General features: G+C 41.4%; 21 protein-coding genes, 1 tRNA gene and 1 pseudogene. 6 read left to right on the top strand and 17 right to left on the bottom strand.

The features are described from left to right. From VB836_RS29565 to VB836_RS29525, 9 genes are all read right to left on the bottom strand, one after another. Positions 1–376: RNA-guided endonuclease InsQ/TnpB family protein (locus VB836_RS29565; RefSeq protein ID WP_323225035.1), on the bottom strand; the 376-nt coding region annotated here is incomplete at its 3' end. A gap of 32 nt (positions 377–408) precedes the next feature. Then, on the bottom strand, positions 409–936 hold the full coding sequence (locus tag VB836_RS29560; RefSeq protein WP_323225033.1) for a phytanoyl-CoA dioxygenase family protein: 528 nt from the start codon (positions 934–936) through the stop codon (positions 409–411). 51 nt (positions 937–987) lie between these two features. Further along, on the bottom strand, positions 988–1,485 hold the full coding sequence (locus VB836_RS29555) for a hypothetical protein (protein WP_407659787.1): 498 nt from the start codon (positions 1,483–1,485) through the stop codon (positions 988–990). Between the two features lie 236 nt (positions 1,486–1,721). Next, positions 1,722–2,672, bottom strand: coding sequence for a CAAD domain-containing protein (locus VB836_RS29550; RefSeq protein WP_323225032.1), 951 nt, complete (start codon positions 2,670–2,672; stop codon positions 1,722–1,724). A 20-nt stretch (positions 2,673–2,692) separates the two neighbouring features. After that, entirely contained in the window at positions 2,693–4,135 is a 1,443-nt protein-coding gene (gene gltX, locus VB836_RS29545; protein WP_323225030.1) for a glutamate--tRNA ligase, read from the bottom strand. A gap of 291 nt (positions 4,136–4,426) precedes the next feature. Then, complete coding sequence (locus VB836_RS29540) at positions 4,427–5,614, bottom strand: RNA-guided endonuclease InsQ/TnpB family protein (RefSeq protein WP_323225028.1); 1,188 nt, start codon at positions 5,612–5,614, stop codon at positions 4,427–4,429. A gap of 78 nt (positions 5,615–5,692) precedes the next feature. Then, a tRNA-Asp gene (locus VB836_RS29535) sits at positions 5,693–5,766 on the bottom strand. A 195-nt stretch (positions 5,767–5,961) separates the two neighbouring features. Continuing rightward, on the bottom strand, positions 5,962–7,119 hold the full coding sequence (locus VB836_RS29530) for an esterase-like activity of phytase family protein (protein ID WP_323225026.1): 1,158 nt from the start codon (positions 7,117–7,119) through the stop codon (positions 5,962–5,964). Continuing rightward, positions 7,116–8,717 carry a TM0106 family RecB-like putative nuclease gene (locus VB836_RS29525; RefSeq protein WP_323225023.1) on the bottom strand — a complete coding sequence of 534 codons (1,602 nt, stop codon included), beginning with the start codon at positions 8,715–8,717 and terminating at the stop codon, positions 7,116–7,118. The genes VB836_RS29530 and VB836_RS29525 overlap by 4 nt, the downstream gene beginning before the upstream one ends. Before the next feature lie 193 nt (positions 8,718–8,910). Here VB836_RS29525 and VB836_RS29520 point away from each other — a divergent pair, with 193 nt between their 5' ends. Further along, positions 8,911–10,080 carry an aminotransferase class V-fold PLP-dependent enzyme gene (locus VB836_RS29520; protein WP_323225022.1) on the top strand — a complete coding sequence of 390 codons (1,170 nt, stop codon included), beginning with the start codon at positions 8,911–8,913 and terminating at the stop codon, positions 10,078–10,080. A 296-nt stretch (positions 10,081–10,376) separates the two neighbouring features. On the opposite strand, the gene bchB is transcribed toward VB836_RS29520, so the two are convergent. Continuing rightward, on the bottom strand, positions 10,377–11,903 hold the full coding sequence (gene bchB / locus VB836_RS29515; RefSeq protein ID WP_323225020.1) for a ferredoxin:protochlorophyllide reductase (ATP-dependent) subunit B: 1,527 nt from the start codon (positions 11,901–11,903) through the stop codon (positions 10,377–10,379). A 327-nt stretch (positions 11,904–12,230) separates the two neighbouring features. On the opposite strand from bchB, the gene VB836_RS29510 reads away from it, so the two are divergent. After that, on the top strand, positions 12,231–12,683 hold the full coding sequence (locus VB836_RS29510; protein WP_235440775.1) for a DUF29 domain-containing protein: 453 nt from the start codon (positions 12,231–12,233) through the stop codon (positions 12,681–12,683). Between the two features lie 191 nt (positions 12,684–12,874). On the opposite strand, the gene VB836_RS29505 is transcribed toward VB836_RS29510, so the two are convergent. Continuing rightward, positions 12,875–13,783 (bottom strand): alpha/beta fold hydrolase, encoded by a 909-nt coding sequence (locus VB836_RS29505; protein ID WP_407659786.1) that lies wholly within the window; start codon positions 13,781–13,783, stop codon positions 12,875–12,877. Between the two features lie 350 nt (positions 13,784–14,133). On the opposite strand from VB836_RS29505, the gene VB836_RS29500 reads away from it, so the two are divergent. The 3 genes from VB836_RS29500 to VB836_RS29490 all read left to right on the top strand — a co-directional run bounded on the left by VB836_RS29500 (position 14,134) and on the right by VB836_RS29490 (position 15,825). After that, a complete protein-coding gene (locus tag VB836_RS29500; protein ID WP_046280107.1) occupies positions 14,134–14,394 on the top strand; it encodes a Mo-dependent nitrogenase C-terminal domain-containing protein in 261 nt (86 codons plus the stop codon). Positions 14,395–14,541: 147 nt separating this feature from the next. Further along, positions 14,542–14,739 carry a heavy-metal-associated domain-containing protein gene (locus VB836_RS29495; protein ID WP_046280108.1) on the top strand — a complete coding sequence of 66 codons (198 nt, stop codon included), beginning with the start codon at positions 14,542–14,544 and terminating at the stop codon, positions 14,737–14,739. A 54-nt stretch (positions 14,740–14,793) separates the two neighbouring features. Further along, positions 14,794–15,825: a cysteine hydrolase family protein gene (locus tag VB836_RS29490; protein ID WP_323225017.1), complete on the top strand. Its 1,032-nt coding sequence runs from the start codon at positions 14,794–14,796 to the stop codon at positions 15,823–15,825. Between the two features lie 23 nt (positions 15,826–15,848). Here the strand turns inward: VB836_RS29490 and VB836_RS29485 are convergent, their stop codons facing one another. The 6 genes from VB836_RS29485 to VB836_RS29460 form a co-directional block, all read right to left on the bottom strand. Next, positions 15,849–16,511 (bottom strand): hypothetical protein, encoded by a 663-nt coding sequence (locus tag VB836_RS29485; RefSeq protein WP_323225015.1) that lies wholly within the window; start codon positions 16,509–16,511, stop codon positions 15,849–15,851. 77 nt (positions 16,512–16,588) lie between these two features. Beyond that, positions 16,589–17,707: a bifunctional diaminohydroxyphosphoribosylaminopyrimidine deaminase/5-amino-6-(5-phosphoribosylamino)uracil reductase RibD gene (gene ribD / locus VB836_RS29480; RefSeq protein WP_323225013.1), complete on the bottom strand. Its 1,119-nt coding sequence runs from the start codon at positions 17,705–17,707 to the stop codon at positions 16,589–16,591. A gap of 284 nt (positions 17,708–17,991) precedes the next feature. Continuing rightward, on the bottom strand, positions 17,992–18,465 hold the full coding sequence (locus VB836_RS29475) for a hypothetical protein (protein WP_049557250.1): 474 nt from the start codon (positions 18,463–18,465) through the stop codon (positions 17,992–17,994). A gap of 38 nt (positions 18,466–18,503) precedes the next feature. After that, the gene (locus VB836_RS29470; RefSeq protein WP_323225010.1) at positions 18,504–19,679 is read right to left on the bottom strand and encodes a beta-ketoacyl-ACP synthase; all 1,176 of its coding nucleotides are present in this window, start codon (positions 19,677–19,679) and stop codon (positions 18,504–18,506) included. A gap of 271 nt (positions 19,680–19,950) precedes the next feature. After that, entirely contained in the window at positions 19,951–20,712 is a 762-nt protein-coding gene (locus tag VB836_RS29465; protein WP_323225007.1) for a peptidylprolyl isomerase, read from the bottom strand. 8 nt (positions 20,713–20,720) lie between these two features. Next, entirely contained in the window at positions 20,721–21,287 is a 567-nt protein-coding gene (locus VB836_RS29460; protein WP_046280680.1) for a photosystem I assembly protein Ycf4, read from the bottom strand. Between the two features lie 120 nt (positions 21,288–21,407). Here VB836_RS29460 and VB836_RS29455 point away from each other — a divergent pair. Next, positions 21,408–21,948 (top strand): annotated as a pseudogene (locus VB836_RS29455) (photosystem II D2 protein (photosystem q(a) protein)); the annotation flags it as partial.

The raw sequence follows: 21,948 nt of genomic DNA, 5'->3' as shown, positions 1-21,948 counted from the left end.
ATTTATGCAGGAAGTCGGTTCGGGTATCAGCTACTTTAGCGTGAAATTTAGCTAACTGCTTTCTTTGTCTTTCATACCGTTTAGATCCTTTGGTTTTCCGAGATAGATTTTTAGATAACTTTTTCAGCTTCCTCATCCTTTTAATCAAGGGTTTGGGAGCTTTTATTTTTTGTCCATTACTCAGGGTAGCAAAGGTTGTAATTCCTAGATCGATGCCAACTGAACTGTTAAAAGATGGAAAAATTTCGGATTGGATTTCTACAACAAAGCTTAAGAAATATCGGTCAGCACTATCTTTGATGATCGTGACCGAACTGGGTTCTGAAGGGAGTTCCCTTGTCCAAACCACCTTAAGCTTTCCAACTTTCGCGAGCATAGACTTTCCCGCCTTTGGTAGAAAATCCTAATTTAGTGAATCGGGCGGATTTCTATTTCTTCTGGGCTATCCCAACGAGTCGGAGAACCGGGAATATATTCTAAATTATTATCGGGTAAAAAGGCAATATGAAGGTGTATTCCGACTGTATTTTGCATTCTTAACTGTTCGATTTTTTCATTGGCTGCATCAAATTGTTGATCTCGATGCCAATCTCCATTTCGAGTTTTATTGGCTGGATTAAAGAAGTATTGGGTATTATGAAATAAGAGGGTAAAATCACAAATAGTTTCGATAATGTCTAGAATATTTTCATCAGAAATGAGATTTAATAACTGAGTCAGTTGTTGGGGATGTTGTTTAAAATAGCGAGGTTCAGTTAGAAACGCCATATTCGTTAAATTGGCGGCTTCTGACGGGTTGCTAGATTCTTGAATCCACTGGTTTAAAATGCGATCGCCAATTAACCTGAGTTCTTGAACTCGATCAAAATTCAACAATTTAGGAACGACAAAATATCCTTTTTCGGTCCACTGCTCTTTCAATGTTTCAGAATTCATTATAATAATGAAAGTATTGAATTCAAAGTGATAAATGAGGATTTCTTATTGTTATTGCTTCGTGATTTCAAGTACATAAGGATGATAACTATCGGGTTCATAGGAACCGACCCAAATTTCATAGGTTCCAGAAAGCCACTGACCTGCAATTCCTGGGTTCATATCCTGATAGTCATCATTACACCAACTTCCTCCTGGCCCTCGAACCACTAAAACAGTATCTTCACTGCTTTGAACCCGCAAACTGAGAGATTTAAAAAAACCCGTTAGAACAATTTTGTGATCGGGTTTTTCATCGACAAAACCCATACAAGGACCCGTTGGCGTTTCTTCTCGACCTGAGATATTTTGAGAAGATATTGGGCCTCCGCTTAAACCTCGGATGGTGAGTGAATCTGGCCCAGAATCAGGGGAGAGAGTGACATTTTCAAACATCGGTGTAGTCTGATACTGTAGGGGAGCAGCTCGCGTAGGAATATTGAACAACAACCCAGTTACACTAAAAATCGCTCCAAATGCTAGAAGATTAAGTTTTTGATCCTTTGTCATTGATCAGCAGTTGATGGTGAGTTCCAGGAGAATTGTAACCGACTAGAGTGAATTCATCTCACTCGGCAATCAATGATCCACTAGAATCTAAACTCCCCTAACCGAAGCTAGGGGAATTCATTACTTCTAGTTGATCGGTTGTAACTACTCAGTCAAAGAAAGCAGGATACATCTAAATTGTCTCTGTTGAAATCAGGAGATCAACAGAGTATTTTCAAGTGAGATTGAAAACAGCTCTATGAATCTTTGCCCACAACTTCATCTTTGAAAGACTGCAATTTAGCCAGCAATTCTTGACGAGTTTCCGCTCGTAACAGATAGCGATAAATAAACCATCCCGAATATCCTATCCCCACAATTTCTAGTGTGGATTTCACCAACGGAACATCATTAATTGAATCCAATACACCGACTAATCCTTTCGCAGTGACCATAATCACGACGATTCCCACGACTGTCAGCAGAGGACGTTGATACTCTCCAAAGAATTCCCGTAAATTCTCCGGTAAATCGGAGATCCAATAGAGAACTTTGTCCTTAATCACTTGCACATCAAATTGAGAAGTTTCTACGATCGCAGGTTCTTCTACTACAATTACAGGGACGCTAGGGGCTGTTGTGGGTTCCATCTTAATTTCGGCGGGAGGCTTGACTACATTAATGGGTTCTAGCTTCGGTTGAACAGCAGGCTGAGTGGCACTCACAGGTTCGGGTTTCGGTTCGGGTGGTTTAGAAGTCACAGGAACTTCCGGTTTGATGTCTGCTTTTACAGGTTCGGGTGCAGGTTTGGGAGGTTCAGGGGTTGCAGGAACTTCCGGTTTGACATCTGCTTTGACAGGTTCGGGTTCAGGTTTGGGAGGTTCAGCAGGTTTTGCTTCTGCTTTGACAGGTTCGGGTTCAGGTTTGGGAGGTTCAGCAGGTTTTGCTTCTGCTTTGACAGGTTCGGGTTCAGGTTTGGGAGGTTCAGCAGGTTTTGCTTCTGCTTTAACAGGTTCGTCTGCTGTGACTGGAGAAATTGAGATCGACTCAGTTGGAACTTCAGGTTCAGGTTTTTTAGCATCTGTCGGTTTGGCCGACTGTTCGGATGTAGATGACTGAGATCCTGACTCGGCTTGGTTATCCAATTTTTGGAATCCGACACCCTGAGTCGGAGAGGTAGGTTTTTGAGATTTGGAAGAATCTGTCATAATATTAGCCTCTGGAAAAATTAACCATTCAAGATATTCTCAAAGCGAATCCGATCAACTCCTTTTTGATGGAGAAGAACCCAAGATTCTATTAAATCCGGGCCATGAACCGCTCCCGTTAAAGCGGCTCTCAGCGATCGCATAATTAGCCCTTTCTTCAATTTCGTTTCTTTTGTGACGACCTTTATAATCTCTTGGGCGCGATCGGCCGTCAGGGGTTGATCAAAGTCCACTTGTTCACAAATCGCTTGCAGAACCGTAATGGCTCCTTCTTGTTGTAACTGGGCTTTGGCTTCCTCGTCTGCTTCTATCGTTGGAGCAAAGAACAATTTTGCTTGATCGATAGCATCTTTGAGACGAGTTAAACTCGGGCCTATTAAAGCCGTAAGCTGTTCTAACCAAAGGCGATCGCTTTCAAGATTAAATTGATATCCAGCTTCCTGCCAATAGGGTATCAACAAATCGGTGAGTTCAACCACAGGCATTTGATGGATATATTGGCTATTCAACCAATCCAATTTATCCCAGTCAAATTTGGCTCCGGCTTTATTAACTCGTTCAAAACCAAACTGTTCTGCGGCTTGACTGAGGGAAAAAATTTCTTGAGTCGAGTCGGGTGGAGTCCAACCCAACAAACTCATATAGTTTGCCAACGCTGGGGCTGTGAACCCCATCTGTTGAAAGTCAGAAATCGAGGTAACACCATCTCGTTTTGAGAGTTTACGCCCGTCTTGATTCAAAATGAGAGGCGTATGGGAAAATTCCGGGACTTTCGCCTCCAGTGCTTCATACAACAGAATTTGTTTAGCAGTATTGGCAATGTGGTCTTCACCTCGAATCACATGGGTAATTCCCATATCAATATCATCGGCGACAACGGCTAAGTTATAAAGCGGTTGACCAATCTCCTTCCCGCTAGATGCCCGTGCTACTACCATATCACCCCCTAGATCGCTGCCTTTCCAAACGACCCTCCCTCGTACCAAGTCATTCCAAGCTATTTCACGATCATCGTCTATTTTGAAGCGAATTACGGGTTCGCGTCCTTCGGCTTCAAAGGCGGCTTGCTGAGAGGGGGTTAAGTTGCGATGACGGTTATCATAACGGGGTGCTTGGTTTTTGGCTTTTTGAGCCTCTCGCATTTGCTCTAGTTCTTCTGATGTGCAGTAGCAGCGATAGGCTAAATCTTTATCCAGTAACGTTTGAATGATTTTGGCGTAGAGTTCGAGACGTTTGGACTGAAAAAACGGGCCTTCATCCCAGTCTAAGCCTAACCACTGGAGTCCATCCAAAATATTTTGGGTGTATTCTGGACGCGATCGCTCTATATCGGTGTCTTCTATCCGCAAGATAAACTTACCGCCCTGGTTGCGAGCAAATAACCAATTAAATACAGCCGTTCTCGCTGTACCAATATGAAGATTTCCGGTCGGGCTGGGGGCAAGACGAACTCTGACACTCATACTAATCTAAGGATGTTTATTCTGGATTTAGGCGCGATTAAGTCGGTAAGATTGCCAAGGTGAGCGAGAGTGAAGGTTGTCTATACCATCGTTCTACTCTCTCAAACTGGGGCGATCGCTTCCTTCGATCTCCATCTCATTCTACCAACTCAGAGTGCGAGTTCTGGCTGAAAATCGTTGATTTTAGTACAATTCCTACAGAACCTATCCAATGATAGATTTTTGCTGAATCTCAGCTTTCTATAAATCCTTACTGCTTTATAAAACTGATATAACGCGGTATAAACCGTGTTAACGTTTACTTCCTGTCTTGCAAAGTTCCTTCTCGACGGAAACCGCCGAGATCGGACTTTGCGCTGCATCACCCCGGACTGTCGGCAGCACCCGGTCAGACAGGCAATTCACCAAGAAGCCCTCGGCATAACCTTCTAAATTCAGGCTGGCATTCAAATCACGCTCAACGCTTACACCGCAAGCCTGACAGTTGAAAACTCGTTCTTTGAGCGGCATTTCTTGAACGTGACCGCAACTTGAACAGGTCTTAGTTGACGGATAGAATCTATGAGCAAAAACTACAACTGAGCCGTACCACTCGGACTTATACTCAACTTGGCGGCGAATTTCATAAAAAGCAGAATCAGCAATAGCACCCGCTAACTTATGATTCTTTAACATCCCAGAAACATTCAAGTCTTCTAACCCGATGACTGCGTGATTTTTGCATAGCCATGAGGTGAATTTGTGAATTCCATCTTTTCGGATGTTTGTGACTCGCTGATAAGCTTTCGCTAATTTGAGTTTGGCTTTATTCCTGTTATTGGAACCCTTCTGTTTTCTAGAAAGTTCGCGCTGAAGTTTTGCCAGATTTTTTTGAGCTTTTTTGTAGGCTCTGGGATTGGCAAAAACAGTACCATCTGAACAGGTCGCCAATGCCTTAACTCCAACATCAACACCCAGATAAACTCTTGATTTAACAGTCTGTTCTGGTTCAAATTCGTAGCCTACAGACAGATACCAAGAATCAGCTACTCGACTAATTGTGACTCGCTTTGTGTTGATTTCAGGTAGGGGTTCATAAGTGAATATCCATCCAATAAAAGGAAGTTTCAATCTCTTCCCCGAAAACCTCATTACCTTGCCACAATTATCAATCGTAAAGCTATCATTTCTGCCTTTTTTCTTGAACTTAGGATGTTTGGCAATGCCTTGAAAAAAGCGACTGAAAGCTTCCCCTAAGTGCATAAAGGCAAATTGATAAACTCTAGAACTTAGCGTTGACTGCCAGGGATAGTTTGGCTTAATGTGATTGGTGTAGAACTTTTTTAGCTTATTCGTTGAAGGTTTTAAACCCTGTTTGTAAGCTTCATTCCACATCGCCAAAGCCCAATTCCAGACCCACCTAGAATATCCGGCGTGGGTCGCCATTAAGGTTCTTTGACGGTTGTTCAGCTTCAGTTTGGTCTTGAAGGCTCGTTGCATAGATCTATTATCTGATCTTACAGATAGTACCCTTTTGTACCATAAATCGTCTACTAAGTTACTGCTCTCTCTTTTTTACGGGACTGACGGGGCTCGAACCCGCAACTTCCGCCGTGACAGGGCGGTGCTCTAACCAATTGAACTACAGTCCCTTTTTTTTTGACTATATTCGATTATCCACAATCTGTCTTAATATGTCAAGGGGTTAATCAGATTTTTTTTGAGGGACAGGGGACAGTAACCAGTTTTGTAGGGATAACTGTAGGGGCGGGTTCAGCCTAGATGTATGCCAATCAGAGATAATCTGTATAAACCCGCCCTGATCACAGATAACTGTAGGGGCGGGTTCAGCCTAGATGTATGCCAATCAGAGATAATATGTGTAAACCCGCCCTGATCACTAAGGCTAATATTTGGGTCATTTGCAGGGAATTGAAGTTATTATCACTAATAAAAATTAGCGATCGCCGACCATCTGACAATGTAGGGCCAAACGTTAAACCTTCTATATTGTCTAGGGTAATATTTAATGTGTTTAAATTCAAGAGTAGGGTTTTGCGAACTGGGGAAATATTTAAGAGTTCACCTTTCAGCCGATCCATTGCTTGAATGCGATCGCCCCCATCAAGAGACACTTCAAATAATTTTATCGTATATCCGACACCCAGCGCAAAAGAACGTTCTAAAGCCAGTAAATGATCTTCATCTAAGGCTAACAGATCGACTAAACCATTAATCTGAAAATTCTTAGGGAAACGAGGGGCTATCACTATCGGATCGCTAATGTAGAGAAATTCTTGATCAGGCTGACCTGTTTTTAGATTGTATCTTAAAATTCGACAAGGACTTCCTGCGGTTGGGCTGGCTGCTTCTCCATCCTGAAGCAAAGCATTTTCAGTAGCGGTAAATAGATAACGGTTATCGGCAGTGAGGGTTAAACTTTCTAAGGAAAAATTGTTGCGAATTCCGCGTTTTTTTTCGGGAGAAGCAGAGAGAAATTTATCGGGAATTGGTAAGCTTCTGAGTTCTTCTCCGTTCAGGGAAAATTCTTTGATAAAAGGCGGTTGCGATCGCTGAACATCTCCTTCTGATGAAATGAATACACTTTCCCCAGTAAATGCAATTGCTTCGGGATCTAAACTCATTTCTGGAAAGGGTTCACCGTCTGAATTGAGTAAGGTTGTTTTGGCGATTATTTCTACTCCATCAGGTGGAAGTGTATCGGAACTCAAGTCAATTTTTAGGGTGTAAAACCTGGCGGGTGCTTGACTGCTACGATCATCAGAAATCGCATAATAAACTTGTTGATCGGGGTTGTAAGTCATTCCTGATAATCCCCCGACTTCGGTATTTTTAAACAAAAACCCCGTTGGAAGGGTGACTTTTCCAATCAAATTAAAGTTAATCTCTTCGGCTAAAGTGATCCTTGACTCAGCCATAAAAGCCAAGAGAAGTATTCCCCATCCTAAAAACAAAATTAGAATTGTTTTGGCTTGAACATTCATTTCGAGTTTAATTCCAGTTGGAAATCTTCAACATTGTACTCAACCGTTTCTAAGAAATTGGTTAACCATTCTTTGACATGAAATGTTGCTTGACAATCATCTTGATTATAACGGACAATGGTATCGAGTAAAGTGCGATCGCCTGTTTTGATCCATTGTTCGTACCAGTAAACACATTGAGCGCCGTTAGCGCTGGGATCATTCCACTCAAACCCCATCCAACGTGCAATAGGTTTTAACGCATAACTTTCGACGGGAAGTGTTACAGTTTGAGTGACGATTTGATGAATATCAATCAAACGTTTCAGTAAGGGTTTACAGAGATAGTCTGGCGTTTTATAGACTCGGGCTAACCGTTGAATGGTTTTGGGTTCATAGTCGCAAAAATGAAAAATAGGCGCAATTGGATAGGTCCAAACTAACTCTAAAAATTGCTCCCAAATCTTTTCTTCATCGGCTTGATTATCTGCTAAAAATGAATAGAGTTTTTGAGTATTTGATCGCCTATCTACCACTAAAACGCCATGCAAATAATCCAAGTTTAACTCAGGTTGGGCTTCAATATCAAAATAGAGTTCAACAGGCGATCGCCAAACTAAAGAATTGACAGAATCTTTCAGAATTTTAACAGATTTTTCCGAAATAATTTTTAAAGATGAAGCCGCTTCGCTCGTTTTTAAGCTACCATTTTTGAGGTATTCTTCCTGAGAACGAAGTACCGCTTTATTATTCAAAGTTGAATGAGCTTGCTGAATGACTTGAGCGGCAATTCCTAGATTAAATTCGGGATAATTTTTCAAAAAATCTGGTGTGCTTTCAGCCAGAGATGCAACCGATGTAATGTTCAAAGCTTGCAAACGAGTATAACGAACAGGGGTCACACCGGGAAGCAAAGAAAGATGATTTTCAGATTGAGCGATCGCATAACAATAACTATACCACTGACATAAATTACATTTTTGACGCGCAATAAAAACTTCTGGTTCTTGGTCTTTTCGCAGCATTTCGATACAGTCTGTTAAAAGGTTCTGCATCTGAGGAAGGCGTTGATTTAAGTTTACCGCATAAGCACCTTTATTCCTCAACATTAACCAAGATGTCTCAGGCATTGTACCTTGAACTGCGCCTAAAACTTTAGCATGAAATGCGGCAATAATTTGATAATCAAGTTTCGGACGTTTACCGAGTCTAATATCAGTTGGAACATACATCCAATCGCCAAATTGTGACGCTCCCGGAGATTTAACCAACAAATCTGGATAACTCAGTAAAACAACTTGATGAGAATGTTCAACAGACTGAAGATTTTCTAAGGGTTCCTCACTCAAAAGTAAAACCCCTTTATGAATGCGTTCAACCCCTTGCTTCATCAAATTTAAAGTGGCTTGTGCGCCTAAAAACCAGTCTCCTCTGGGATAATTAGGTTGCTGATAGGTTTGATCGGCTAAAATCGTTTGCTGAAAATTGAAACTATCTTGCATCAATTTCAGTAAAAAATCACTGGGAGGATCTTTTTGATTAAAATCTCCATAAACATCAAGATAGGTGCGTCTAGAACACCGTTGGTAGAATAAAAGTTTTTGGTCGGTAATCAACATGAAATCTAGGTTGAAGTGATGGAAAATAGAAGACAGTTTGCAGGGGAGAGGGAAGCAAACAGAAAGCGAAGCGGTTAAATCCTCATCCCCACCCCTCTGGGATTCCTTTCCTTATTATCAGTGAAGTCTAACTTCATGGTATAGGGTAAGAAAAGCAGTAATCGATGACAACGGACAACGGATTGATACAATTATGACGAATTTAACATTAGAAACTTATCGGCAACAGTTTCCAGCTTTAATAAACAAAGCCTACTTTAATTATGGCGGACAAGGGCCGTTGCCTAAGATTTCTCTCGATGCAATTTATAAATCCTACGAAGAAGTCCAACAAAAAGGCCCATTTTCGGGGGAAGCGGGAAGTTGGGTAACTGAAGCCTCTAGCCTGCTGCGTGACTCTATGGCGAGGGAATTGGGGGTGAGTCCTGAAACGATAACTATCACTGAAAATGTGACGTTTGGCTGCAATATTGCGCTGTGGGGCATCGATTGGCAACCGGGAGATGCTGTGTTACTCTCAGACTGTGAACATCCTGGGGTGATTGCGGCGATTCAAGAACTTCAGCGCCGTTTTCAGCTAGAAGTATCGATGTGTCCCTTGAGAGAAACGTTAAATCAAGGTGATCCGGTTTCTGTGATTAAAGCGCATTTACAACCCAAGACTCGCTTATTAGTGATTAGTCATATTTTGTGGAATACGGGTCAAGTTTTGCCTATAGATGAAATTGTTAAATGTTGTCATCAACACCAGCATGGAAAAGTTAGAGTGTTGGTTGATGCGGCGCAATCTGTGGGAGTTTTGCCCTTAAATTTAACAGAATCAGCCGTTGATTTTTACGCTTTTACGGGTCATAAATGGTGGTGTGGGCCGGAAGGTTTGGGAGGATTTTATATCAGTCCAGAAGCGTTAACTGCGTTATCTCCGACTTATATGGGTTGGCGGGGTATTGACTATGATCAAACGGGAAATCCGGTGAATTGGAAGCCCGATGCTAGACGCTATGAAATCGCGACTTCTGCTTATCCATTATATACGGGTTTGAGACGTTCAATACAGCTTCATCACGACTGGGGAACGATAGAAGAACGTTATCAAAAAATTTGTGATCTCAGTCAATATTTATGGGAAGGTTTATCAGAATTATCTCATGTTGATTGTTTACGAACTTCTCCCCCAGAGGCGGGTTTAGTGTCGTTTAAACTCACGAATGGGTTAGCCCACAAACCAACGGTTGAGGCTTTGGAAAAACAGAATATTTTTGTGCGAACGATTTCAAATCCTGATTGTATTCGTGCTTGTGTTCATTATTTTACAGCGCCCTCAGAAATTGATCAATTGGTTGATGCGATCGCTAATTTATAGCAGAAGTCAGGAGACACCGAGACAGGAGACAGAATTGAAACCTTTATCATAAAAGGATTTGACAGAAAAACAGTGTCCTAATCAAAGGCTTCGACTGCTATAAAAGCTATTTTTAGCTAATTTTGAGAAAGGAATACGCCAGAGATTAAAATCCCTGGCTAAGAGTTTGAAGTCCTCTTAAGAAAACTCAACTTCATCAATTTAAGCAAAATTTTAGTCGGTTTCAACCGACTTTATTGATTAGCCAAGAAATTCATTTCTTGGAACGGGTGGGCGATGAACCCACCCCAACAAAATTAAGCCCCAACCGCTTCTTTGGCGGCGTACATCACTTCTAACGTAATCTCAGATAAACCCCGTTCACGGGCGAATTTCTCGGTATTTCGCTTCACTTTACCCCGAACAAACCCCGGAACTTTATTCAATTCCGCTTTGGCATCTTTCGCCCAGTTCAAATCAGATTCCGCCGAAATTCCCTTGTGAATCACTTCTTTAGTATCATGTCCGCCAAAGATTTCTAACAGGTGATCTTCCATACCCAAGGTAAAGGAATTATACACCAAATCAACCACTTGATTCGCGCCTTCATACCCCACAAACGGACGATAACCAACGGGGAAGTTTTGAATATGAATTGGCGCTGCAATTACCCCACAAGGAATATTTAAGCGCTTCCCAACATGACGTTCCATTTGGGTTCCAAAAATCGCTGAAGGTTCCAATCTTGCGATCGCATCTCCTATCTCGCCATTATCTTCACTAATCAGGATTTCATCGCAATATTCACCCACTTGTTCTTTGAACCATTCTGCATCATATTTGCAGTAAGTTCCGGCTAATACCACTTTAATTCCCATTTCTCGCGCCAGAATTTTTGTCATCGCTGCGGCGTGGGTATTATCCCCAAATACAACGGCTTTTTTACCTGTTAAATTCTGACAGTCAATGGAACGAGAGAACCAAGCGGCTTGAGAAATAAACCGAGTTTGATTGTCAATATAGTCTTCGTAATTCACATTTGCGCCCTGTTCGTTTAATACCTTTTGAATCATCCGAATACAACGGGCGGTTTCTACAATTCCCATCGGGGTAATATCAATATAAGGCATGGCGAATTCTTCTTGTAAATATTTCGCCGCCATCACACCGACTTCCCGATAAGGCACCAAATTAAACCAAGCGCGAGGTAAATTTTTCAGGTTATGAACAGAAGCGCCTTCTGGGATGACTTCATTGACTTCTATTCCTAAATCTGCCATCAACCGTTTTAATTCGGTGCAGTCGTGGTTATTATGAAAACCGAGGGTTGTCATTCCCCAAATATTAACAGAAGGTTTTTCGGTTTTTCCTTCGGGAAGTTCGCCTTTTTTCTGGGCTTTTTTTAGATAAAATTCAACAATTTGATGTAAGGTGCGATCGGCTGCTTGCAGTTCATTCGCACGATAATGATTGACATCGGCTAATAAAACATCGCCCTTAGAATCTATTTGAGCGCGTTCAACAAAGTTGTTTAAATCTTCTTGTAAAATGCTCGAAGTACAAGTCGGAGTTAAGACAATTAAATCGGGGTTTTCTTCTTGATCTTTACGAACAATATTATCAACAACTTTTTCTTGAGAACCCCGTGCTAAAACGTTTCGATCAACAACACTTGTCGTTACTGGGGTATAGTTCCGTTCTCGTTCAAGCATCGAACGCATGACGTTAAAATAGTCATCTCCTAACGGTGCGTGCATGATCGCATGAACATTTTTAAATGAACTGGCAATGCGAAGGGTGCCAATGTGAGCGGGGCCTGCATACATCCAGTAAGCCAATTTCATAAAATTTTTCTCCGTCTTTGTGTGATTTGATAAGAGTCTGTTGTGATTTTCTCAAATATTTTGCGGATCAAAGTCGAGAATCATAAAACTTTAAATTGACCCTTTGATCGCAAATTGAGTTTGTACTCAGGATTCAGTGTGCCACTAAAGCAATCCTTTTATTGTTTAATGACAAAAATCTTAATCTTTTAGGTTTTTTGTAAACTTAAGTATCGGAATTGATACAAAAGTTGATGACTCACGATCAAGAAACTGGGGTGTTTGCAGAATTTATCAATCAAGGTTCTAAATTCGTTATCCTAGAAATTAAAGATTTCTGAAAAAATCATGATGAAAACTCAACCAGATTGGCATAATTTAGCAGCTTCTTCTGAGTACCAGACAGCAATTATTATTCAAAAACTATTACAGGAGAAAAAATGGATGGAAGCGGATCAGGGTTTAGGTGTTTTAATTGAATCTATGGGAAAATCTAAAAAATTAGCATTAAAAAGCCAGCTTATTCGATTAATGAGTCATGTAATTAAATGGAAATGTCAACCTGAACGTCGTTCTTCAAGTTGGGCGGTGACAATTTTATCGGCTCGTAATGAAATTGAGGATATTCAAGAAGAGATTCCCAGTTTAAATCGAAATTATCTAGAGTCTGTTTGGGAGCAATCTTTTAATAAAGCTGTTAAACAGGCTGAAATTGAAATGAATAAAAAATGTGATCTAACTTTACTGTCTTGGGAAGAAGTATTTGAACAAGAGTATACATTATTAAATCCCAATGAGTAATATAATAAATGGGTTCGTTGTTGCAATACACGCCCAATAGAAATATAGAAATAGGGCTGAAGCCCAACAAATAGCTCTACTACAAGCTTTTTAAAATTTAATGATAATCAAGAGGGGTGAAAAGATAAGTTAACCATTTAAATGGGGTAGGGGTAGCGGGCAAGATGCCCGCACTACTTTTTTTGGATAGATTAATTTTCCACTTTTGTCAGCAAACGTTCTGAAGTTAAAATCCAATCTAATAAAATCGGATTTACTAATTCTGGGGCTTCATCTTGCGGACAATGACCAACTCCTTCTAAGGGAATAAATTGTTTAACCGCCTCAAATTTACCATATTCACGACCTAATTCTATCGGTTCCCAAGGATCATCTGTTCCCCATAACATAATCGCTGGACAGGGTAAAATCGGCAGTAAATCTTCAGGTAAAGGCCCTTGAGAATAACTCGTAAATGCGACAAACACATCAACCGCACCTTGATCTTTTGCCGGAATTAATAACATTTCGACTAATTCTTCTGTTACGGCTTCGGAGCGTTTGTAGGCTTGTAAGAGAATTTTTTTAACGGTTTGAGGTGTCGCTAACTGTTTAAAAAAGAACTGACTCACCCATTTTAAACCTAGAATTTTCTGAGCAATATCGGCTCCAAAACTTCGATACCAAGGAATTTGTGAGCGTTTGCGTTCGTGAAGAAGTCGCAGCGAACAATTGAGTAAAGCAACTTCAATGACAAGTTCAGGATAATCAACAGCCGCTTGCATAACTGCAATACAACCTATCGAATTTCCGACTAAAAATGCAGGTGATCCGACGACTTCCCGACAAAAATCAGCGATTTGTTGACCCCAAGTTTCAAAGGTATAAGAAAGTTCGAGAGTGGGAAGGGGTTTTGCTGAACCTCCAAACCCTAACAAATCTATCGCAAAAACACGACAATTTAATGCAAGTTCGGGGATATTTTTACGCCAATGTCCCCAGGATGCACCGAAGCCATGCACTAAAATCACCGCAGGGCCAGTATTTCCTTCGGCGTAGTAACAGATGGGAAAGCCTTTCCACATCCAGGTTTGCGGTTGAGATAAGGTTGAGAGCATCATCAGGACTGAGTTGGAGATAGAGCGATCGATAAAACCTTCTTTATTATTCCACAAATTGCTTTGATGAGGTTTGCTTATCTAAATTTGCAACATAAATCAGATTGAATTTATTGATGAGCTTTGATTAATCAACGAGGTTAAATCTCTTGATTTTAACGAAAAATTAAAGTAAAAATAAGCATAACTCATAGAATAGTTTTGTAAAATACAGACTGATTTACAAAACTTTTACAATTGTTAAAATATTTTTTTCAATTCCTTTACCTATTTCTATGTAAAGGTTTGTATCTTAGAAGATATAGAACAGAAAACAGCAGAAATTTGTTCATTCTGAACAGTTAGAGGCAGCTATGAATAATCAAGTCTCACGTTTGTTTAATCCTCTAGGTCAATGGCTCGACAGTTTAGAAATTCACGATCCACAATTCGCTTTATTCCTCTACAAAGCGATTCCGGCTCAATGTCCTTTTGAACGAGAATTCAAAATTGCAGGTCGAACTTTTCTGAAAATTCCGCCGTTATGTAAACTCAATCCTCTTTATGATCAAGTGGTCGGTTTGCGTTTTCGGGCGATGTGTTATTTAGTTGATGAATGTGGAATGACCATCTAAATCTCTATCTAAAGAAGTAGAGATAAACTCTAATCAAATCTGATCAATTTTCCAGAAAGAGGAAAAGTTGATCATTTTTTAGAAAACAGAGGGCAGATATCCCAAATTCTGCTATCTTATAAGGTGAGTCGAGTTTATAGATCTATTATGTCACTAGAAATGAAAGTCCCCAGTATGGTTTGTAATGGTTGTGTAGACACTGTTACCAAAGCGATTAAAGGACTAGATTCAGACGCAAAAGTTGAGATTGATTTAGTAACCAAGACGGTGAAGGTAGACGGAAAGCCTTCGGAAGACTCTATTAAACAAGCAATTACGTCGGTGGGTCACACGGTAGAAAGTTAAATTCTCCATAACAGCTTCACTCCTCAACAACTTGTCTATTTTTTCCGAAAACCGATGACAATACCGCAGTGCCAAAAACTGCCGATTCCTGATCATTTTGATGCGAAAAAGGTTGGGGAGGTTTGGCGCGTCCCCTACCAACAACGAGCGACAGAAGCGAAAACCTGGACAAAACAACACAGTATTCAACCCGCAGCTACAGATAAAATGCGGGTTTGTTTGCTATTAATTGATGTTCAAAACACGTTTTGTATTCCCGACTTTGAGTTATTTGTCGCCGGAAATTCGGGTAAAGGCGCAGTTGAAGATAATATTCGTTTGTGTGAGTTTATTTATGGCAATTTAGGGAATATTAGCCAGGTTATTGTTACGCTAGATACTCACACCGCGATGCAGATTTTTCACCCGATTTTTTGGGTAAACGACAGAGGAGAACATCCCGAACCTGCTACACTCATTCCGTTTGAAGATGTTCAAAGTGGACTGTGGAAAGTTAACCCTGGGGTAGCGGAAAGTTTAGCAGGGGGAGATTATCAAGCCCTAGAAAAACACGCCCTTCATTATACCCAACAATTGACTGATGGCGGTCGATTTCCCCTAACTGTTTGGCCCTATCATTCGATGTTAGGGGGAATTGGTCATGCGTTAGTTTCTGCGGTAGAAGAAGCAATTTTTTTTCATAATATTTCTCGCCAAACTCAAGCCAAATTTGAACTCAAAGGGGATCATCCTCTCACTGAAAACTATTCGGTCTTTAAACCTGAAGTTTTAGAGAGTTTTGCAGAAGGTTTAATCACTGCAAAAAATCACCGTTTAATCAAAAATGTATTAGAGTTTGATCGAGTGATTATCGCCGGACAAGCCAAAAGTCATTGTGTGGCTTGGACAGTTGAGGATTTACTCACAGAAATTCAAAAACGAGATGCCAATCTCGCCCAGAAAATCTATCTGTTAGAAGATTGTACCTCGCCTGTGGTTGTACCGGGAATCGTTGATTATACCGAACAAGCAGAAACGGCTTTTAAACGCTTTGCTGAAGCCGGGATGAATCGAGTTAAATCTACTGAAATTCTATCAGGATGGTGATGAATTTCTGGTTTAACTATTTTCTAGGTTCCCGACGGTTTAGCTTCCAATTCTGATGGTATTTCTTCCGGCGGTTGTTGATTATTTTCTACTTCCGTTTCAACCTCTGGAGGTTGATTTAACAAAGGAATTCGAGGTAAACTATTGGGGAGATTATTTAATGTTGCGGAGACTAAAGCATAACCCAAATAAGCAGGTAAAACAATAGCTGTCATAAAAGCGATCGCCGCTAACCAAGAAGTAAAATCAAGATCAGATCCATAATGACTGCGATAGGGATCAAAGCGAGGGAGTTCATCATTGTTTTGATCAGGTAAATTGGCGAGTCGTTTAAAGCGAACTCTGCGATCATCGAGTTTTTCTAACATCATCCAACCCATTTCCGCTTCTTCTTCACAAAGTTTATGAAAAATTGCAGGATTCCGAAATAAATCACGATTTGCTCGTACTATTTTATATTCCCATTCAGACAAAGCAGAATCATCGACTTGTTTTTGATCAGAATGACCGTTAGGTTGTAACGGTGCGGATGCTTTTTTATTCGCGGGTTCGTAAGATGTCAAAATTTCCTCCTCCTCTATTTGTTGCTTTACCGTGCTATGTTCAGAGTAGATCCAACTGCTAATTAAAACGGCTTCAAACCCTAAACTACTAATCAGTAGGCTCAGAAATACAACTTCAGTCATGGGATTGATGGTCGATCATCATTTTTTATCCTTAGCCTCTAAGGAATGATGGATAACATTAATTTCTATTATTTGAATTAATCAGAAGGTGATGAGAGATAACCTTCGATTAAATAATCTGAGCCTATCGAATGTAGGGTAACTCGTTCTAAAGTTAACGCTTCATTCATCTGAGTGAAACCTAAATCTCCCACGGGGGAAGGGGCAGTTTCTCCACCAATAATTTTCGGCGCAATAAACGCCCAAATTTTTTGAATAACACCCTCTGCGATCGCTTGAGCCGCCAATGTTCCTCCACATTCCCACAACACATTTAAAAATTGACGATCATATAAATGATTCATCACCGTTGCAGGCGTTAAAGGCGACAGCGCCACCACTTCAACTCCTTTTTTCTGTAACTGTTCTTGACAATCCGGATCAGCATCCTTTGTGGTTAAAACGAGCGTATTTGCTGCTGTAATATCCCATAAATTCGCCTCCAAAGGTAGGTCTAACTTCCGACTCATCACGACTCGTAAAGGGTTGGGTTCACCTGCATGATGAGTCGTTAAATGAGGATTATCTCGACGCACCGTATTCCCCCCGACAATGACCGCATCACAAGCCACCCGCAATTGATGAACCTGTTGTCGCGCGGTAGGACTGGTAATCCAAGCACTATGACCTGTCGTTGTGGCAATTTTGCCATCAAGAGTCATCGCATACTTTAAAATTCCCAAGGGTTGATGGTGAAGAATACGATGAACAAATCCTTCATTTAAAAGTTGACAAGCATCTTGTTCTACACCCACAATCACCCCAATTCCGGCTTGCTTTAACCGTTCAATTCCCTGACCTGCAACTAAAGGATTGGGATCAATCATTCCCACCACAACTTTAGCCACCTTTGCTTGTATTAAAGCTTCAGTGCAGGGGGGCGTTCTTCCGTAATGATTGCAAGGTTCGAGGTTCACATAAACCGTTGCACCGACCGCCCGTTCTCCGGCGTCTCGCAGCGCAAACACTTCTGCATGAGGTTGACCTGCTCCCGGATGAAATCCCTCCCCGACAATCATATTATCTTGAACAATCACACATCCGACCAACGGATTCGGTGCTGTTTTTCCCAAGGCTCGATGCGCCAGTTCCAGACACCTCAGCATCATCTGGCGATCAAATTCTGCGGGTCTTTCGGGATCATTTAAGGGGATCATGGGTTGGTCAACAGGAATTTTTACTCTAGAGTTTAGCGAATTCCGACCCTAAAGCGTCTACTACCTGGAGAATAATTTTAGACTCCTGATCAAATGTAATTCAGTTTACTTTTTCCAAGGCCATCGAGTCCCCATCTCGGTCAAAGCCGAAAAAATTAAGTACATCACTAGAATTCCTACACCGATTAAAAACGGTATCCAATCATCTGGCATCGTGGTGTTAATCCCTCGGTCTTGTTAAATCTTCTTCAGTATACATATTTACGTTAATTTGACTGACTTAATTAGTGAGTCGAATTAAACGGTTTTAACCAACCCTGTTTTAACGCTAAATCTAAAATTATTCGAGCCACTGCAAATAAAAGAATACTTTCGGCGACAATCACCGCAAAAAACCACCCATTTTCCTGAGTATTGAGTCCCCCGTCGAGTTCGCCTAAACCTCGCACCAGTCCAAAGGCTAAAACCGCTCCTGAATTGAGGTGAGGATTTTGATCTGATCGCACAACATAACGATACGTTACCCCAAATAAAAAACCACTAATAAACGCGATCGCACCTCTAATTATTAACCGAACATCAAAGGTGATTTGTATGGGTTCTAAAGCCTCAAACTGGTTCGCCAGAATGAAAAGATTAAAAGCCATTAACAGACTCAATGCCAGAAACGCCATAGTCCCGGAAAGTATCCCGGCTTTTAAAGATTCTATGCGTTCTAAAAAAGTCAATTGAGAAGCGTTGTTAATCTTGTTTTCCATAAGTTTTGAATAAATCCTCATCTATTTTACAATCAAGTCTAGACAATATCTCTTGAAATTCTTGGTTTTCCCAAGGCGATCGCTCCATTTTGTCCTCCGAACCCAAAACTCAAGCACAACACATTTTTAATCGAAGCTTTTCTCGCTTCTCTGACTAAATTAATCTCGAATTCTGGTTCTTTTAATCCCACACAAGGCGGTAAAATTTGTTGTTGTAAAGCCATCAAACAAAACGCAATTCCTAACGCTCCAGATGCGCCTAATGTATGACCCGTTGCGCCTTTGGTTGAACTGACAGCAACACCATCAGGAAATATTGTATTAATTAAATTGGCTTCATGTTGATCATTGAGTAGAGTTGCAGTACCGTGAGCGTGAATATAATCAATATCTTGGGGGAATAAATCACTGCGACTCAGACAATTTTTAATCGCTGTAATCGCACTTTTACCTTCTAAATCGGGTCGATTACTTGAACTTGCATCAGCAGTTAACCCAAACCCTAATATTTTGCCATAAATTTGAGCCGAACGACGTTTTGCTGACTCCATAGATTCTATGACAAACATCGCACCGCCTTCGCCTAATACAAACCCTTGTCGATAGCGATCAAAAGGGTAAGCTCCGGTTAAAGCTAATGCTCCCATTTTCTCAAACCCTGCTAAAGTTAGAGGGGTAATTGGTGTTTCTACAGCGCCGACAATCACTTGTTCACAGTATCCCATTTGTATTAACTCATAAGCTTGGGCAATTGTCCATAAACCTGTTGCACAAGCCGCCATCGGTGCTAATACTGGCCCGTTTGAACCGATAAAATGAGCGGTATTCATCGCCGCCATATGATGGAAAAAATCTGGAATAGGAACAGAAGAATTAATAGATTTTTGTTGATTATATTGTTTATTATAGTGTTGAGTCGCGAATTCTTCCCATTGTGCTTGATATCCTCGACTTGAACCGATAACCACTCCACAATGGGGTAAAGGAGGCGTTAAATTAGCGTCTTCGAGTGTATCTATTAATATTGTTTGAGTTAATTCTGTGAGGTGAGTTGGCTGTTGATTAATTAATGCTAAAGGTCTAGATTTTTGTTCAGGAAAGGGTTGATAATATTGAATTCCTGATTGACCTAAGAGAAGTTTTTTCCAGCTTGTTTGCAGTGTTCCTAAAGCGGATTTTAAACCAATACCTGTTACAACAACTTGCACGGTCACTTGAGGCGGAATCTTGCTTGAAAATCTTTAGTGCGATCGCAATTATCAGTTATTCGTAGGCATTGACAAGAAGGGGGGCAGGTTTAAACAGTTTACAGTTTACAGTTATCAGTGACCAGTTTTTACAGTTTACAGTTTACAGTTATTAGTTATTAGTTATTAGTTATCACTGATAACTGGTCACTGTTCACTGGTTACTGTTCACTGGTCACTGTTCACTGGTCACTGGTCACTGTAAAAACCTGCCCCTACAGCATTCTAGAAATCTTAATTATTTTTTAAGATTATCTAATCCTGCGGTCACTTTAGCCGATTCAATGCGATCGCCTTGCTGAACTTGATCGATCACATCCATTCCCTCAGTCACATAGCCAAAAACAGCATAACTGCCATCAAGGAAAGGTAAATCAGCCAGAGCGAAGTAAAACTGAGAAGAAGCCGAATCCGGTAGACGAGAACGAGCCATAGCTACAGCGCCTCTGGAGTGCTTTAACTTTGGTTGAGCCTTAATTCTTGCTTCATCGAAAGTTTGACTGTACAGGGGTTGTTCTGCGCCTGCTGGTTGAATTTCTAGGGGGATATAGCGCTCTTGGGAAGTAGCGGGATCGATAAAGCCACCTGTTCCAAGCTGTGCCATCGGAACCTTGGGATTTTTGCTTTGGGGATCACCGCCTTGAACGACAAACGGTTGAGGTTCACGAACCACCCGATGAAACGCGACGCCATCATAAACCCCTTGGTTAACCAGATCAATAAAATTACCTGCGGTTATGGGAGCGGAGGTGCCATCAACTTCAATCGTAACGAGCGATCCGTTGACCGTCATTTCGACTGTTGCTTTTCCTTCTAATTTCGGTAGATTACTCATTGGTGAATTTTGAGCTTGAGCCACAGGTGAAACTGTCGGATCACCCACTGCATTTACATTATCGGAAGTGGCTGACTGAGTAGCCGAACCATCACATCCAGCGACTATCAGCGCACACGCTAACAGTATAGACAGTAACCACTGCCGAATCTTCAATCGTTTCATGCTAAATCCTATAGTCCTTCCAACGGCACTTGTAAAAACTTAGCCAGTTCAGCCCCTTGATTTTCCAACTCAGATAAGGGCATGGGTTGACCCACCCGAGTTAGAGGGATTTCACGCCGATCTTTGAGCTTCAGGTAAAGAGCGCGTCGAGGATTAAACCCTTCTTTGATGTCCACTCGAACTGATTGTACATCTTCAGTTTTACAAGTGAACTCGACTTCTCGGTTTTTCCCGGGAAAGCCCCAACGAAAAATCCGAATTTTGCCTGTTTCTTTGCTAAATTCATTGGAGCCGCCACCGACGTCCCAGAGGATGACCAGCCAGAGGTACAAGGCCAACAACAGAGCCGCAGCACCGTAAAGTCCCATCACTAAACCTTGGGGGAGAAAGATCAGTTGAGTGGGATCAGCAAAGGGGAGTAAATTGACCTGGGTGTAGCTAGAAATCCCAGACAGCAGAAAACCTATGCCTCCCAAAGCGATAACGCTTGCCCAGAAGTAGTTACTGGGACGACGGGAGCCTAAAACTTTCTTGTTGATGATGCGGTCGCTTGTGCTTGTGGTTTGTATGCTCATAAAAAAAATCTTAAATCTTGAGACTAGAAATCTTTGCAAATTTTGTTAACTGTAATATATAGTTATGTTAACTTGCTTAGAAAGCATAGTCTTTTAGTAACCCAAAAGGATCGTTCTCAAATGACTATAGCAGTCGAACGCCCTCAGTTACAGAGAGGATGGTTTGATGTCCTCGATGACTGGCTGAAACGCGATCGCTTTGTATTTGTGGGTTGGTCGGGTATCCTGCTCTTCCCCTGTGCCTATCTCGCTTTAGGCGCATGGTTAACCGGAACCACCTTCGTCACCTCCTGGTACACTCACGGTTTAGCTAGCTCCTACTTAGAAGGCTGCAACTTCTTAACGGCAGCCGTCAGCACTCCCGCGAACAGCTTGGGACATTCCCTACTGTTCCTCTGGGGACCGGAAGCTCAGTGGGACTTTGCTCGCTGGTGCCAACTCGGTGGTTTGTGGGCTTTCACCGCCCTGCACGGTGCTTTCGCTCTAATTGGCTTCTGCTTACGTCAGTTAGAAATCGCCCGTTTGGTTGGTGTTCGTCCCTACAACGCTATTGCCTTTACTGCACCGATCGCAGTATTCGTCAGCGTATTTTTGATGTATCCTTTAGGACAGTCAGGTTGGTTCTTCGCTCCTAGCTTTGGAGTCGCAGGAATCTTCCGGT

The organism is Limnoraphis robusta BA-68 BA1 (assembly GCF_034932365.1).
Classification (GTDB): domain Bacteria; phylum Cyanobacteriota; class Cyanobacteriia; order Cyanobacteriales; family Microcoleaceae; genus Capilliphycus; species Capilliphycus robustus.
Note: the sequence above shows the minus strand (reverse complement) of the source record. Positions and strands in the feature narration are given on the sequence as shown.

Bases quoted from the DNA above. Each gene is read 5' to 3' on its own strand.
- VB836_RS29560 (WP_323225033.1), bottom strand. From the start codon at position 936: ATGAATTCTGAAACATTGAAAGAGCAGTGGACCGAAAAAGGATATTTT.
- VB836_RS29555 (WP_407659787.1), bottom strand. From the start codon at position 1,485: ATGACAAAGGATCAAAAACTTAATCTTCTAGCATTTGGAGCGATTTTT.
- VB836_RS29550 (WP_323225032.1), bottom strand. From the start codon at position 2,672: ATGACAGATTCTTCCAAATCTCAAAAACCTACCTCTCCGACTCAGGGT.
- gltX (WP_323225030.1), bottom strand. From the start codon at position 4,135: ATGAGTGTCAGAGTTCGTCTTGCCCCCAGCCCGACCGGAAATCTTCAT.
- VB836_RS29540 (WP_323225028.1), bottom strand. From the start codon at position 5,614: ATGCAACGAGCCTTCAAGACCAAACTGAAGCTGAACAACCGTCAAAGA.
- VB836_RS29530 (WP_323225026.1), bottom strand. From the start codon at position 7,119: ATGAATGTTCAAGCCAAAACAATTCTAATTTTGTTTTTAGGATGGGGA.
- VB836_RS29525 (WP_323225023.1), bottom strand. From the start codon at position 8,717: ATGTTGATTACCGACCAAAAACTTTTATTCTACCAACGGTGTTCTAGA.
- VB836_RS29520 (WP_323225022.1), top strand. From the start codon at position 8,911: ATGACGAATTTAACATTAGAAACTTATCGGCAACAGTTTCCAGCTTTA.
- bchB (WP_323225020.1), bottom strand. From the start codon at position 11,903: ATGAAATTGGCTTACTGGATGTATGCAGGCCCCGCTCACATTGGCACC.
- VB836_RS29510 (WP_235440775.1), top strand. From the start codon at position 12,231: ATGATGAAAACTCAACCAGATTGGCATAATTTAGCAGCTTCTTCTGAG.
- VB836_RS29505 (WP_407659786.1), bottom strand. From the start codon at position 13,783: ATGATGCTCTCAACCTTATCTCAACCGCAAACCTGGATGTGGAAAGGC.
- VB836_RS29500 (WP_046280107.1), top strand. From the start codon at position 14,134: ATGAATAATCAAGTCTCACGTTTGTTTAATCCTCTAGGTCAATGGCTC.
- VB836_RS29495 (WP_046280108.1), top strand. From the start codon at position 14,542: ATGTCACTAGAAATGAAAGTCCCCAGTATGGTTTGTAATGGTTGTGTA.
- VB836_RS29490 (WP_323225017.1), top strand. From the start codon at position 14,794: ATGACAATACCGCAGTGCCAAAAACTGCCGATTCCTGATCATTTTGAT.
- VB836_RS29485 (WP_323225015.1), bottom strand. From the start codon at position 16,511: ATGACTGAAGTTGTATTTCTGAGCCTACTGATTAGTAGTTTAGGGTTT.
- ribD (WP_323225013.1), bottom strand. From the start codon at position 17,707: ATGATCCCCTTAAATGATCCCGAAAGACCCGCAGAATTTGATCGCCAG.
- VB836_RS29475 (WP_049557250.1), bottom strand. From the start codon at position 18,465: ATGGAAAACAAGATTAACAACGCTTCTCAATTGACTTTTTTAGAACGC.
- VB836_RS29465 (WP_323225007.1), bottom strand. From the start codon at position 20,712: ATGAAACGATTGAAGATTCGGCAGTGGTTACTGTCTATACTGTTAGCG.
- VB836_RS29460 (WP_046280680.1), bottom strand. From the start codon at position 21,287: ATGAGCATACAAACCACAAGCACAAGCGACCGCATCATCAACAAGAAA.